Raw genomic sequence first — 14,539 nt, 5'->3', positions numbered from 1 at the left:
CGGCCTTTGGTGCCAGGAGAGGCCGGATCGTGACCCGGCGGCCCCTTTTTTCCCTGGCCAGGCAGCACTTTTTGAATTTCGCGGGTCAACAGGCCGCCTGTTGACCCAGGCAGCGGCGCAGGCCAGGCCGCTCAACCAGTCTCGCCGAACCCGGCTCTGCGGTGGCGAGCCTGATTACACACATTTGTCAGGTGGTTTTATGGACAGCATCAACAGCCGCATCGCCGAGGAACTCGGCGTCCGCCCGCAGCAGGTCGAAGCGGCCGTCGCGCTACTCGATGAAGGCTCCACGGTGCCTTTCATCGCCCGTTACCGGAAAGAAGTCACTGGCAGCCTCGATGACACGCAATTGCGTCATCTGGAGGAGCGCCTGCGCTACCTGCGCGAACTGGACGAACGGCGCATCAGCATCCTGGCCAGCATCCAGGAACAGGGCAAGCTGACCCCGCAACTGGAGCGCGACATCAAGCTGGCCGACACCAAGACCCGCCTCGAAGACTTGTACCTGCCCTACAAGCAAAAACGCCGCACCAAGGGTCAGATCGCCCTGGAAGCCGGCCTCGGCGAGTTGGCTGACGGCTTGTTCAACGACCCGACCCTGGCGCCGGAAGCCGAAGCCGCGCGCTTCGTCAACGCCGAAAAAGGCGTGGCCGATGTGAAAGCCGCGCTGGAAGGCGCCAAGTACATCCTCATGGAACGCTTTGCCGAAGACGCCAACCTGCTGGAAAAACTGCGCAACTTCCTCAAGCAGGAAGCCATCCTCAGCGCCCGCGTGATCGCCGGCAAGGAAGAGGAAGGGGCGAAGTTCCGCGACTACTTCGAACACGACGAGCCGCTCAAGAGCATGCCGTCCCACCGCGCCCTGGCGATTTTCCGTGGCCGCAACGAAGGCATCCTCAGCTCCGCGCTGAAGGTCGGTGATGAGTTGCCGGGCACCATGCACCCATGCGAAGGCATGATCGGCCAACAGTTCGGCATCCAGAACCAGAGCCGCGCCGCCGACAAATGGCTGGCCGAAGTGGTGCGCTGGACCTGGAAGGTCAAGCTCTACACCCACCTGGAAACCGACCTGCTGGGCGAGCTGCGCGACAACGCCGAGACCGAGGCGATCAACGTCTTCGCCCATAACCTGCACGACCTGCTGTTGGCCGCGCCGGCCGGCCCGCGTGCCACCCTGGGCCTGGACCCGGGCCTGCGCACCGGTTGCAAGGTGGCGGTGGTGGACTCCACCGGCAAGCTGCTGGACCACGCCACCGTCTACCCACACGTGCCGCACAACAAGTGGGACCAGACCCTGGCTGTACTCGCCGCGCTGTGCGCCAAGCATTCGGTGGACCTGATCGCCATCGGCAATGGCACCGCCAGCCGGGAGACCGACAAGCTGGCGGCCGAGCTGATCAAGAAATACCCGGCGATGAAAATGACCAAGGTCATGGTTTCCGAAGCCGGCGCTTCCGTTTACTCGGCGTCGGAATTGGCCTCCAAGGAGTTCCCCGACCTGGACGTGTCGATCCGTGGCGCGGTCTCCATTGCCCGTCGCCTGCAGGATCCGCTGGCGGAACTGGTGAAGATCGACCCGAAATCCATCGGTGTCGGCCAGTACCAGCACGACGTCTCCCAGTTGAAGCTGGCCCGCGGCCTGGACGCCGTGGTGGAAGACTGCGTGAACGCCGTGGGCGTGGACGTGAACACCGCTTCGGTGGCGCTGCTGGCCCGTATCTCGGGCCTCAATGCGACGCTGGCCCAGAACATCGTCAGCCACCGCGACGAACACGGCGCATTCAAGACCCGCGCCGCGTTGAAGAAGGTCCCGCGCCTGGGTGAAAAAACCTTCGAGCAGGCCGCCGGTTTCCTGCGTGTCATGAACGGCGACAACCCGCTGGATTCGTCCGCCGTCCACCCCGAGGCGTATCCGCTGGTGCAACGCATCGCCGCCCAGACCGACCGCGACATCCGCTCGCTGATCGGTGACGCCGCGTTCCTCAAGCGCCTGGACCCGAAGAAATTCACCGACGAGACCTTCGGCCTGCCCACCGTGACCGACATTCTCCAGGAACTGGAGAAACCGGGCCGCGACCCGCGTCCCGAGTTCAAGACCGCCGAGTTCCAGGACGGCGTCGAAGACCTCAAGGACCTGCAACCGGGGATGATCCTCGAAGGCGTGGTGACCAACGTCACCAACTTCGGCGCCTTTGTCGACATCGGCGTGCACCAGGACGGCCTGGTGCACATCTCGGCCCTGTCGGAGAAGTTCATCAAGGACCCGCGCGAGGCCGTGAAGGCCGGTGATGTGGTGAAAGTGAAGGTCATGGAAGTCGACATCCCGCGCAAACGCGTCGGCCTGTCGATGCGCATGAGCGACACGCCGGGCGAGAAGGTCGACGGTGCCCGTGGTGCTCGTCCGGGCTCGGCGCCGCGTCAGTCGCAGAACACCGCACCGCGCAAGGAAACCGCCACGGCGGCCCCGGCGAACAACGCCATGGCCTCGCTGTTCGCCAACGCCAAACAGTTGAAGAAACGCTGATGGATACGCCGGCCGGGTTGGTGGAGAGCGCGTTTTTCAATCTGCTCGGCTGCCGTCTGCACAGCCTTGAGGAAGGGGTATCGCAGGTCGCCCTGAGCCTGGAGCCGCCGTTGCGCAATCGCGGCGGCAAGCTGCACGGCGGCGCGCTGTTCAGCCTGGTGGACATCGCCATGGGGCTGGCCTGTTCCAGCGTCCACGGCTTTGACCAGCAGAGCGCGACCATCGAATGCAAGATCAACTACATTCGCGCCGTGTCCGACGGCGAAGTGTTGTGCACCGCCCGGGTCATCCACCCGGGCCGGCGCACGCTGGTGGTGGAGGCCGAGGTGATGCAGGGCGAAAAATTGGTCGCAAAAGCGCAAGGCACGTTCGCTGTCCTATAGCTCCCTGTCATCAATTTGGGTTAATTTCGGTGCCATGAGTGTCGCGCCGCCCCCTTGTGGGAGCGAGCCTGCTCGCGATAGCGATTGACCAGTTAACCTAAAGTCGACTGACATATCGCTATCGCTATCGCGAGCAGGCTCGCTCCCACAGGGGATTGCGGCAATCTGTCTTTGGCCGTACAAAAACCAGGCGAAAACGCCAGTTTTAACTTCACCCTTGTAGACCGTCCTGTCCACCCCCATATTGGGGCGACTGACGCGTGAAGGAATTCAACTTGAGCGACCTTTTAAACCGCCGCCTGGCCCTGCTCGGCGAGCGCGCCAACCTCTCCCTGCTCGAGCAGTGCCTGCACGGCATCGAGCGTGAATGCCTGCGCGTCACCGACGACGGACGCCTGGCGCAGACCCCGCACCCCGAGGCGCTGGGTTCGGCGCTGACCAACGAACAGATCACCACCGACTATTCCGAGTCGCTGCTGGAGTTCATCACCCCGGCATTGGCCAACCCGGCCGACACCCTGGACAGCCTGGACAAGATCCACCGGTTTGCCTACAGCAAACTTGGCGACGAATACCTGTGGAGTCCCTCGATGCCCTGCCCATTGCCGGCGGAAGAGGACATCCCGATCGCGTACTACGGCACCTCGAACATCGGGCGGCTCAAGTACGTCTACCGCCAGGGCCTGGCCCTGCGCTACGGCAAGACCATGCAATGCATTGCCGGGATCCATTACAATTTTTCCCTGCCGGAAAAGCTCTGGCCGCTGCTGCGCCAGAACGAAGCCGTCGACGTGAGTGATCGTGACTTCCAGTCCTCGGCCTACATCGCGCTGATCCGTAATTTCCGCCGCTACAGTTGGCTGCTGATGTACCTGTTCGGCGCCTCGCCGGCCCTGGACGCCGGCTTCCTGCGCGGTCGCCCGCACCAGTTGGAACAACTGGACCCCGACACCCTGTACCTGCCCTACGCCACCAGCCTGCGCATGAGCGACCTGGGTTACCAGAGCAACGCCCAGGCCGGCCTTACGCCGTGCTACAACGACCTGGCGAGTTATACCGACAGCCTGCGCAAGGCGGTGGCGACGCCCTACGCGCCCTATGTCGAAGTCGGCACCCACCAGAACGGTGAGTGGGTCCAGCTCAACACCAACATCCTGCAGATCGAAAACGAGTACTACTCCAACATCCGCCCGAAACGCGTGACCTATACCGGCGAGCGGCCGATCCAGGCGCTGATGGCCCGAGGCATCCAGTACATCGAAGTACGCTGCCTGGACATCAACCCGTTCCTGCCGATGGGCATCGACCTCACTGAAGCGCGGTTCCTCGATGCATTCCTGTTGTATTGTGGTCTCAACGACAGCCCGCAGCTGGAAAACAACGAATGCAGCAACGCCACGAGCAACTTCCTGACCGTGGTCAAGGAAGGCCGCAAGCCGGGCCTTCAATTGCAACGCCACGGTCAGGCGGTGGACATGCAGGGCTGGGCCATCGAGCTGCTGGAAAAAATCGCACCGCTGGCTTCGTTGCTCGACCAGAGCCAGGGTGGCGACGCCCACCGCCAGGCGCTGGACGCGCAACTGGCGAAGGTCCGGGATCCGTCCCTGACCCCCTCAGCCCAGGTGTTGGCCGCCATGGCGGAGCATCAGGAAAGCTTCGCCCAGTTCTCCCTGCGCCAAAGCAAGGCCCACGCCGAGTTCTTCCGCGCCGAGCCTTTGCCCGCCCAGGAGCAGAGGGCGTTTGAAGAAGCCGCCCGCGCGTCCCTGGTTCAGCAGGTTGAGCTGGAGCAGAACGAAGTGGGTGATTTCGATGTGTTCGTGGGTTCGTATCAGGCCAGCATTCTGGCGATCAGCAACTAGATAGCGCTTGTCGAGCAGATCGTTGTGGCGAGGGAGCTTGCTCCGTCGCCACATGCCTGTCCTCCCTACCGTGCTTTTTTTCGCTGATAAGCTCATGCGAAAAAGTTATTTATTTTTGAATTCTTAGATCATTTAGTCTTCTTCAACGCCAACCATCCGGCGGCTTGTTGAGGAGCTTTCCCATGACTTTGAGTGTCCCCCTTCGCCTTCTCGCGGCCGCCACCCTGGCTGCAGCGAGTCTGTTCGCCCAAGCGGCCGACCTGACCGTCGCGTACCAGACCACCGTCGACCCGGCCAAAGTCGCCCAGGCTGACGGCGCCTATGAAAAAGCCACCCAAGCCAGCATCGCCTGGCGCAAGTTCGACAACGGCGCCGACGTTATCACCGCCATTGCCTCGGGCGATGTGCAGATCGGTTACCTCGGCTCCAGTCCGCTGACCGCCGCCATCACCCGCAAGGTTCCAGTGGAAACCTTCCTCATCGCCACCCAGATCGGCGCTGCCGAGGCCCTGGTAGCCCGCGATGGTTCCGGGATCAAGACGCCGCAAGACCTGATCGGCAAGAAGATCGCCGTACCGTTCGTGTCTACCGGTCATTACAGCCTGCTCGCCGCGCTGAAGCACTGGAACATCGACCCTTCGAAGGTCACCGTGCTCAACCTTGCGCCACCGGCAATCATCGCGGCCTGGAAACGCGGCGACATCGACGCCACCTACGTTTGGGACCCGGCCCTGGGCGTGGCCAAGGAAAACGGCAAGGTGCTGATCACGTCCGCCGAGCTGGCCCAGTTCGGCGCGCCGACCTTCGACGCCTGGATCGTGCGCAAGGACTTCGCCCAGAAACACCCTGAAATCGTCACGGCTTTCGCCAAAGTCACCCTGGATGCCTACGCCCGGTACCGCAAGGATCCCCAAGCCTGGCTCGCCGATGCGTCCAACATCGACAAGCTGGTGAAACTCTCCGGGGCCAAGGCCAGCGATATCCCGCTGTTGCTGCAAGGCAACGTATTCCCCCTGGCGGCCGATCAGGTCGTGAGCCTCGGCGCTCCCACCACCCAGGCCATCACCGACACCGCCGCGTTCCTCAAGGAACAAGGCAAGGTCGATGCCGTACTGCCGGACTATGCGCCTTACGTCAGCGCCCGATACATCACTCGCTGATCCTCAGGGGAGACACTGCAATGGCCTTGCTACAGCTGGAGCGCATCAGCGCACAGTACCCCGGCGCCGCGACACCGGTGCTGGCGGATATTTCACTGACCCTGGGGCCCCGGCAATTGCTGGTTGCCCTGGGCCCATCTGGCAGTGGCAAGACCTCACTGCTTAACCTGATTGCCGGGTTCGTCGAGCCCAGCGCCGGGCAGATCACCCTCGACGGCGTACCCGTCAAGGGTCCGGGTGCCGAGCGCGGCGTGGTGTTCCAGGACGATGCGCTGTTGCCCTGGCAGGATGTGCTGGCAAACGTTGGGTTCGGCCTGGAGCTGGCGGGTGTCTCCAAGGAAAAGCGTGAGGCCCGCGCCCGGGAAATGCTGGCGCTGGTGGACCTGGCCGGTTTCGAACAACGCCGTGTCTGGCAGCTCTCAGGCGGTCAGAAACAGCGCGTCGGCCTGGCCCGTGCATTGGCGGCCGACCCGCGCGTGCTGCTGATGGATGAACCCTTCGGTGCCTTGGACGCCTTCACCCGCGAACAGATGCAGGAGCTGTTGCTGCAAGTCTGGCAACGCACTGCCAAGCCGGTGTTCCTGATCACCCATGACATCGAAGAGGCGGTATTTCTCGCCACTGACCTGATCTTGCTGGCGCCCGATCCGGGACAGATCGTCGAACGCCTGAGCCTGGACTTCGGCCAGCGCTACGGGGCCGGGGAATCGGCGCGATCGATCAAGTCCGACCCGCGTTTTATCGAAACCCGCGAGCATGTGCTTGCCCGCGTGTTCTCCCAACGCAGCGCCACACGGGAGCGCGCATGAGCAGCTATGAAATCCCAGCCGTGGCCAGCGAACCGGTAGCCAGGCGTTCGGTTGTCGGTGCGAAGCTCACCCTGAGCATCCGCTGGATCAGCGGCCTGACCCTGGTCGCGCTGCTCGCCGTGTGGTGGGTCGTCACCGCCAGTGACCTGATCGAGCCGTTGTTCCTGCCTCCGCCCTCCGCCGTCCTGCAAAAAGGCTGGCTACTGGCAACCAGCGGCTACATGGACGCCACCCTCTGGCAGCACTTGGGCGCAAGCCTTGGGCGAATCGGCCTGGGTCTGTTGTTTGCGGTGCTGACGGCGGTGCCGGTCGGTATTGCCATCGGTGCCAACCGCATCGCCCGGGGTGTGCTTGACCCGTTGATCGAGTTTTACCGACCGATTCCACCGTTGGCGTACCTGCCGCTGATCGTGATCTGGTGCGGCATTGGTGAGCTGTCGAAAGTGCTGCTGATTTACCTGGCGATTTTCGCCCCGATTGCCATCGCCACGGCCACTGGCGTGCGCACCGTCGACCCGGCCAAGTTGCGGGCCGCGCAATCGTTGGGGGCCACGCGAGCCCAGTTGATTCGCCATGTCATCGTGCCCAGCGCCCTGCCGGACATCCTCACTGGCATCCGCATTGGCCTGGGCGTGGGCTGGTCGACGCTGGTGGCTGCCGAACTGATCGCCGCCACCAGCGGCCTGGGGTTCATGGTGCAGTCAGCGGCGCAGTTCCTGGTGACCGATGTGGTGGTGCTGGGAATCCTGGTCATCGCTTTGATCGCCTTCGCGATGGAAATGAGCTTGCGCGCCCTGCAACGCAAACTCGTGCCATGGCACGGCCAGGCCCATTGAAATTCAACGACCCCGCCGACCCTTCGGCGCCCGAACCGAGAACCTACCGATGAGCCGCCCGACCATTACCCCTTTGAGCACAGCCCTCGGCGCGCAGATCAACGGGATCGATATCAGTCAGCCTCTGGACCCGGAACAACGCGAGATCATTGAACAGGCCTTGCTTGAGCATCAGGTGCTGTTCTTTCGCGACCAGCCGATCGAGCCGGCGCAGCAGGCACGCTTCGCCGCGTACTTTGGCGACCTGCATATTCATCCGATCTACCCCAACGTGCCGGAGCAGCCCGAAGTGCTGGTGCTCGACACGGCGGTCACCGATGTCCGCGACAACGCCGTCTGGCACACCGACGTGACCTTCTTACCGACGCCCGCCCTGGGCGCGGTGCTCAGCGCCAAGCTGTTGCCGGCAGTCGGTGGCGATACGTTATGGGCCAGCGGCATTGCGGCGTATGAAGCGCTGTCCGCGCCCATGAAGCGGTTGCTGGAAGGCCTGACGGCGACCCACGATTTTACTCGTTCATTTCCGCTGGAACGCTTTGGCAACACCGCCGAAGACCTGGCCCGCTGGGAGCAAGCGCGCCGGAAAAACCCACCGCTGTCCCATCCGGTGATCCGTACCCATCCGGTGAGCGGGCGCCGGTCGCTGTTCGTCAATGAAGGATTTACCACGCGAATAAATGAACTGTCGGAAGCCGAAAGCGAGGTGATCCTGAAGCTGCTGTTTGCCCACGCCACTCGCCCCGAGTTCACCCTGCGCTGGCGTTGGCAGGCCAACGACGTGGCGTTCTGGGACAACCGCGTGACCCAGCATTTCGCCGTGGACGACTACCGCCCCGCCCGGCGGGTGATGCACCGGGCGACGGTGTTGGGGGACGTGCCGTTTTTCGAGTGAGCAGGGGGCTGTGCTCAAGGCCAGTCAGTCAACCCACAGGTTCTGTGCCGTTACTCCGCCATTGACGGCTTTTCCCAAAGGTTGATCCCGCCCTCTTGGGCAAACCGATCGATTTGCGCCAGTTCCTCGGCACTGAATGCCAGGTTCTTCAGCGCCCCAACGTTCTCGATGATCTGTTCCGGACGGCTTGCGCCGATCAGTGCGGAGGTGACCCTGGGATCGCGCAGGGTCCAGGCCAGCGCCATCTGGGCCAGGCTCTGGCCGCGGCGCTGGGCGATCTCATTGAGGGCGCGCACATGGGCAATGTTGTCGTCCGACAGGTGCGAAGCCTGCAACGAACCACCGCCCGGGCGATTGACCCGCGCGTCGGCCGGAATGCCCTTGAGGTATTTGTCGGTCAGCAGGCCCTGGGCCAACGGGGTAAAGGCGATCACACCGGTACCCAGCTCCTCGGTGGCGTCCAGCAGATCCTTTTCCACCCAGCGGTTGAGCAGATTGTAGGCGGGCTGGTGGATCAGCAGCGGGACTTTCCATTCCTTGAGCAGCGCCGCCATTTCCCGGGTCTTCACCCCGGAATACGAAGAGATGCCGATGTACAAGGCCTTGCCTTGCTGCACCGCCGTGGCCAATGCGCTGGCGGTTTCTTCCAGCGGGGTGTCGGGGTCAAAACGGTGGGAATAAAAAATATCCACATAGTCCAGCCCCAGTCGTTGCAGGCTCTGGTCCAGGCTGGCCTGCACGTACTTGCGCGACCCGCCGCCCTGGCCGTACGGGCCGGGCCACATGTCCCATCCGGCCTTGCTGGAAATGATCAACTCGTCGCGGTACTGCTTGAAGTCTTCGCGCAGCAAGCGGCCAAAGTTGATCTCGGCGCTGCCGTAAGGCGGGCCGTAGTTGTTCGCCAGGTCGAAATGGTTGATGCCCAGGTCAAACGCCGTACGCAGTAGCGAACGCTGGGTGTCGATCGGCGTGCTGTCGCCAAAGTTATGCCACAACCCCAGCGACAGCGCCGGCAGCACCAGCCCGCTGCGACCGACGCGGCGGTAAGGGATGGACTCGTAGCGGTTTTGCGCAGCGGTGTAGGTCATCGAAAAAGCTCTCTGTTCGGACGGCTGGTGGCAGAAGCTAACATTTCACAGACGCCTCGGTCAGGCTGAAAGTTCGCATGGGATGGGAGCGAGCTTGCTCGCGATAGCGGTGGATCAGTCAACGAAAGTAGATTGGCAAGGCCTCATCGCGAGCAAGGCCAGCGACAACCACGGACCCCATTAACGCGCCTGCGCAAACACTTCCGCCACCCAATCCACGAATACGCGAACCCGTGGCGACAGGTGGCGGTTACGCGGATAGAGCACCGACACCGGCATGGACGGTGGTGGCGTAGCGGCGAGGACTTCCTGGATCAGGCCCTGCTGAATCTGCTCTTCCATTCGATAATGTGGGCATTGGATCAAGCCGAGGCCAGCGATGGCCGAGGCGGCGTAGATCTCGGCGCCGGACACCGACAACGAACCCTCGATCGGCACTTCCTTGAGTTCGCCATCGACCATGAACTCAAACGGATAGCGCTTGGCGGTGGTCCGCGAGACGTAATTCACCGCCCGGTGATGCTTCAAGTCATCGAGGCGCTTCGGCTCGCCATACTGGCGCAGGTAACCGGGACTGGCACAGGTGATCTGCCGAAGATTGGCGACACGTCGGCCGATCAATGACGAATCCGTCAGCGTACCGGAGCGCAGCACGCAATCCACGCCCTCGGCAATCAGGTCGACGAAACGATCCGCCTCGCTGATGAGCAGCTCTATCTCGGGGTAGCGGGCCATGAACTGTGGCAACGCCGGAATCACGAAATACCTGGCCTGGGTGCCATGCAGGTCTACCCTGAGTTTGCCTTTGGGCGCCACGCCGCGAAACGCCAGTTCGGCTTCTTCGAGTTCCGCCAGCAATTGCACGCAGCGTGGGTAGTAGGCTTCGCCGTCGAGGGTCGGACGCACCTTACGGGTGCTGCGTTCCAGCAAACGCACGCCGAGCCAGGCTTCGAACTGATTGAGTGTGTGGGTCAAGGTCGCGCGGGGCAGATTCAGGTCTGCGGCGGCCAGGGTGAAGCTGCTGCGCTCGTAGATGCGCACGAACACTTTCATCGCCTTGACCTGATCCATTCACGCCCCGATTGTTGATGATTATTGAACAGCCAAGGCAACTCTCGTGCATTTATCGCCATGAGTAAACATGTGAGCCTGACTTCACCCACTTGAAGAGGAACACCACCATGACCACTCAGACGCCCAAGGTTGCCATCATCACTGGCGCCTCCCGCGGCATCGGCGCCGAAATCGCCAAGCAATTGGCCCGCGAAGGTTTCGCCGTCGCCATCAACTTCGCCAGCAGCGCCACCGAAGCCTCGCAACTGGTCGTGCAGTTGCGCCAGGCCGGTCATCGAGCCATAGCGATCAAGGCTGACGTGTCTTCAGCCGCTGATGTCCGGCGGATGTTCGATGAAGCCGAAGCGCAACTGGGCAAGGTCGACGTGTTGATCAACAACGCCGGCATCCTCAAGGTGATGCCCCTGGCGGAGCACAGCGACGAGCTGTTCGAGCAGACGTTCGCCATCAACACCCGTGGCACCTTCAACACCCTGCGCGAAGCCGCGACCCGTCTGAACGACGGCGGTCGGATCGTGAATTTTTCCAGCAGCACCGTCGGCCTCAACCTGCCCGGCTACTCGGTGTACATCGCCAGCAAGGCCGCCGTGGAATCCCTGACCCAGGTGTTCGCCAAAGAACTGCGCGGCCGCCAGATCACCGTCAACGCCGTGGCCCCCGGCCCTGTCGCGACCGAGTTGTTCATGCACGGCAAGAGCGAAGAGCAGATTCAGCACTTCGCCAGGATGCCGCCCCTGGAACGCCTCGGCCAGCCGGAAGACATCGCCAACATCATCGCTTTCCTGGTGAGCCCGGCCGCCGGCTGGGTGAACGGGCAGATCCTGCGGGCCAACGGCGGACTGGTCTGAACCGCTGTTTCGCGAGCAGGCCCGCACCCACAATGGTTTGCGGTACAGCCGCAAGAGCCTGGCCGGCTGTCAGGCCGCCTTCGCGAGCAAGCTCGCCCCCACAGGGGGAACGCGTACTCTCCAAAAAACAGGTCGGCTGTCAGGCCGCCTCGGCGAGCCTTTGATCTGGGAGCAATCACCCGAACCCCTGCCCGCAAGCGATTACCGCACCAAGTGCAAAAACTGCATATGCCGCTCGTACTGGTCGAGAATATCGTTGATCACCTGCTCCTTGGTGTAGCCGACCAGGTCGTAATCCTGGCTGCCTTCGCTCAAATGCACTTCGGCGCGGTAGTAGCGGCGGTTGTTGAGCTCCTTGGAGCCCATGCCGCCCCGAGCGAAGGACGGCGTGAAGTAGCCGCGCATCTGCACCTGGTAGATGAACGGGTGCTGCTCGCCGTGACCGATCTCCAGACTGACGCTGTCATTGGCCGGGTCTGGTTGCGTCACCACCGTCAGGCCCTTTTCGGCGAACACCGCTTTCACTTCTTCGATGGCCGGGCGCACCGTGCTGTCGAGGAATCGGTACACCTCGTCTCTGGACGGAAAATGCACCGCCTGGCTCAAGCGCTGGCGCCAGCCGCCCGTGCCCCGACGCGAGCCCGACACCGGGGCCAGGGAATGCAGCTGCGCGATCTGCTTCTGGGATTCCAGGTAGAACGCCTTGTGCAGCCCCCACATCATCAACAACAGGATCAGCGAGAACGGCAAGGAGGTCAGCACCACCGCCGACTTCAAGGCATCGATACTGCCGGAAAACAGCAACGCACTGGTCACCAGGGCCGTCATCGCGCCCCAGAACACTCGTAGCCACTTCGGCCCGTCTTCATCGGGGCTGCCGCCCTTGGCCGAGAGCGTCGACAGCACCACGGTGCCGGAGTCGGCGGACGTGACGAAAAACACGAAGCTGATAAACACCGTGACCGCGATGACCGTCTTGCTCCAGGGATAGGTTTCCAGCAGCAGGTAAAGGCTCATCGACGGGTTTTCCAGGGCGGACAGGCCCAAGGCGCTCATGCCGTGGTTGAGCACCTGATCGATAGCGCTGTTGCCGAAAATCGACATCCACGCCAAGGTGAAACCCAACGGGATCAGCAGTACGCCGAAGACGAATTCGCGGATGGTGCGGCCACGGGAAATCCGCGCGATGAACAGCCCCACGAACGGCGCCCACGCGATCCACCAGGCCCAGTAGAACACCGTCCAGCCGCCCAGCCAGTCGCTGGGCTTGTTGTAGGCGTAGAGGTCGAAACTCTTCATCGGCAAGGCGCCGAGGTAATCGCCCAGGTTCTGGATCAGGGTATTGAGCAAGTGCTGGGTCGGACCGGCAAACAGCACGAACAGCAGCAGCGCACAGGCCAATAGCATGTTGATGTCGGACATGACCCGCACGCCCTTGTCGACGCCGGCCACCGCCACGAGGATCGCCGCGCCCATCATCAGCACGATCAGGCCGACCTGGATCCATTGGGTATGGGGGATGCCGAACAGATAATCCAGCCCGGAATTGAGGTGCAACACACCAAAGCCCATGTCCGCACCGAGGCCGAACACGGTGGCGATGATGCCAAAGCCGTCCACCGCGTAGCCGATAGGGCCGTTGATGCGTTTGCCGATCAAGGGGTACAACGCCGAACGCAGGGCCAGCGGCAAATTGTGCCGATAGGCGAAGTACGCCAGCGCCATGCCGACAAACGCGAACACGCCCCAGCCGTGCAGGCCCCAGTGCAAAAACAATATCTGCATGGCCTGGCGCGCCGCATCGGCCGTACCGGCCTCACCCTGGGGCGGCTGCACCAGGTGGGTCAGTGGTTCGGAGACGCAGAAGAAGAACAGCGTGATGCTGATGCCCGCGGCGAACAGCATGCCGGCCCAGGACAGGTAACTGAATTCGGGCTCGTCATGGTCGGCGCCGAGCTTGATCTTGCCGTAGCCGGACAAGGCGGTGACCACCACGAAGATCAGGTACAAGGTCATCGCCAGCATGTAGTACCAGCCAACGGTATTGGCCGCCCAATTCTGCGCTGCCAGCAACCAGGCACCGGCCTGCTCGGGCAAGGTAATCACCACCAGGCCGAACAGCAGGATAACGGTCGCGGCGAAGTAAAAGACCGGTGGATTCACGCGGACCAGGCCGCTGGGTGGAACGGATGAGGCGCTCATGGGCGAAGCGCCCCGGGACGCGAAAAAGCGAGGGTTGAAAACGGAGTCGGCAAAGACAAGCCTCCTGTTGTGAGCGGGCAGCAAACCGATGGTTTAACTTGAATGAACGTTCAAGTTAAACATGAATAGGCGGCTAAGGACTAATCGCAGGGCTCGACGGCACGTTTCCTACACTAGCCTACGGGAGGGTATGACGCTGATTGCTGTGCTTTCGTTCATTGGTGATTGACTCATCCTGTGGGAGCGAGCTCGCTATGACGGCGGCACTTTCAACAATGGTCAACGGCACTTTCCCACCACGGCCCTTGACCCTGCGCTTTTGAAAACACGTCGAAGCCTTCGGGTTGAAAATAGCGATACGCGTCGTAGTCGATAAGGTCGATGGCGAACCGCTCCTCCAACGCCTGCATCGGATGCCGGGCATCCCGGATCCACGCCATGCTTGAGTTGTTCGGCACTGACCGCTGCCTTGATCATCGGCTGGCGGCGTATTTCGGCGACGAGCATGCGCCCCGGCAGTGCGGGCACTGTTCGGTGTGCCAAGGGCATGTTGCACGTCTGCCGGAGCCGCCACCTTTGCCGGCACTTGTGGATAAAAGCTTCGACGGGCTCTGTGGTGATTTTATCCACAGGCATGAGCAGCACACGGGTGGAATACCTTCTGCGGAGCGGCTGACCCGGTTTCTGTGCGGCATCAGCGTACCGCTGTTCACTCGATTGAAAGCGCGGACGATCCGGGGGTACCCGGCACTGGAGGAGTACCCCTACGCTGATGTCCGGCAATGGGCCCAGGCGCACCTGTGAACTGCATCCATCCGATGAATGCCCGCCATCACACGAATAAATTTCAAAAATATTCGGGCG

11 protein-coding genes and 2 pseudogenes are annotated in these 14,539 nt (G+C 62.5%); 9 read left to right on the top strand and 4 right to left on the bottom strand.

Features of this window, described 5'->3' with window-relative positions:
* Positions 1-199: 199 nt before the first annotated feature.
* From J7E36_RS13180 to tauD, 7 genes are all read left to right on the top strand, one after another.
* Positions 200-2,524, top strand: a complete 2,325-nt coding sequence (locus J7E36_RS13180) for a Tex family protein (RefSeq protein ID WP_215003537.1) — start codon at positions 200-202, stop codon at positions 2,522-2,524.
* Entirely contained in the window at positions 2,524-2,907 is a 384-nt protein-coding gene (locus J7E36_RS13175; RefSeq protein WP_215003535.1) for a PaaI family thioesterase, read from the top strand. Before J7E36_RS13180 ends, J7E36_RS13175 begins: the two co-directional genes overlap by 1 nt.
* 275 nt (positions 2,908-3,182) lie before the next feature.
* Complete coding sequence (gshA, locus tag J7E36_RS13170) at positions 3,183-4,766, top strand: glutamate--cysteine ligase (protein ID WP_215003533.1); 1,584 nt, start codon at positions 3,183-3,185, stop codon at positions 4,764-4,766.
* A gap of 182 nt (positions 4,767-4,948) precedes the next feature.
* Positions 4,949-5,926, top strand: coding sequence for a taurine ABC transporter substrate-binding protein (gene tauA / locus J7E36_RS13165; RefSeq protein WP_215003531.1), 978 nt, complete (start codon positions 4,949-4,951; stop codon positions 5,924-5,926).
* Positions 5,927-5,946: 20 nt separating this feature from the next.
* A complete protein-coding gene (gene tauB, locus J7E36_RS13160) occupies positions 5,947-6,735 on the top strand; it encodes a taurine ABC transporter ATP-binding subunit (RefSeq protein ID WP_215003530.1) in 789 nt (262 codons plus the stop codon).
* Positions 6,732-7,571, top strand: coding sequence for a taurine ABC transporter permease TauC (gene tauC, locus J7E36_RS13155; RefSeq protein ID WP_215003528.1), 840 nt, complete (start codon positions 6,732-6,734; stop codon positions 7,569-7,571). Before tauB ends, tauC begins: the two co-directional genes overlap by 4 nt.
* A 49-nt stretch (positions 7,572-7,620) precedes the next feature.
* Positions 7,621-8,463 (top strand): taurine dioxygenase, encoded by an 843-nt coding sequence (tauD, locus tag J7E36_RS13150; protein WP_215003526.1) that lies wholly within the window; start codon positions 7,621-7,623, stop codon positions 8,461-8,463.
* Between the two features lie 50 nt (positions 8,464-8,513).
* Here tauD and mgrA read toward each other — a convergent pair whose 3' ends face one another.
* Positions 8,514-9,551, bottom strand: coding sequence for an L-glyceraldehyde 3-phosphate reductase (gene mgrA / locus J7E36_RS13145; protein ID WP_215003524.1), 1,038 nt, complete (start codon positions 9,549-9,551; stop codon positions 8,514-8,516).
* A gap of 180 nt (positions 9,552-9,731) precedes the next feature.
* Positions 9,732-10,622 (bottom strand): LysR family transcriptional regulator, encoded by an 891-nt coding sequence (locus J7E36_RS13140; RefSeq protein WP_215003522.1) that lies wholly within the window; start codon positions 10,620-10,622, stop codon positions 9,732-9,734.
* A 110-nt stretch (positions 10,623-10,732) separates the two neighbouring features.
* Here J7E36_RS13140 and J7E36_RS13135 point away from each other — a divergent pair, with 110 nt between their 5' ends.
* Complete coding sequence (locus J7E36_RS13135; RefSeq protein WP_215003520.1) at positions 10,733-11,473, top strand: SDR family oxidoreductase; 741 nt, start codon at positions 10,733-10,735, stop codon at positions 11,471-11,473.
* 201 nt (positions 11,474-11,674) lie between these two features.
* On the opposite strand, the gene betT is transcribed toward J7E36_RS13135, so the two are convergent.
* The gene (gene betT / locus J7E36_RS13130) at positions 11,675-13,636 is read right to left on the bottom strand and encodes a choline transporter BetT (RefSeq protein ID WP_215003581.1); all 1,962 of its coding nucleotides are present in this window, start codon (positions 13,634-13,636) and stop codon (positions 11,675-11,677) included.
* Positions 13,637-13,853: 217 nt separating this feature from the next.
* Positions 13,854-14,100, bottom strand: a pseudogene (locus tag J7E36_RS25300) (hypothetical protein); the annotation flags it as partial.
* On the opposite strand from J7E36_RS25300, the pseudogene J7E36_RS13120 reads away from it, so the two are divergent.
* Positions 14,099-14,479, top strand: a pseudogene (locus tag J7E36_RS13120) (RecQ family zinc-binding domain-containing protein); the annotation flags it as partial. The pseudogenes J7E36_RS25300 and J7E36_RS13120 overlap by 2 nt on opposite strands.
* Positions 14,480-14,539 lie beyond the last annotated feature (60 nt).

The organism is Pseudomonas fluorescens (assembly GCF_018614775.1).
Lineage (GTDB): Bacteria > Pseudomonadota > Gammaproteobacteria > Pseudomonadales > Pseudomonadaceae > Aquipseudomonas > Aquipseudomonas fluorescens_BY.
This window is presented reverse-complemented; position numbering and strand designations above follow the sequence as displayed.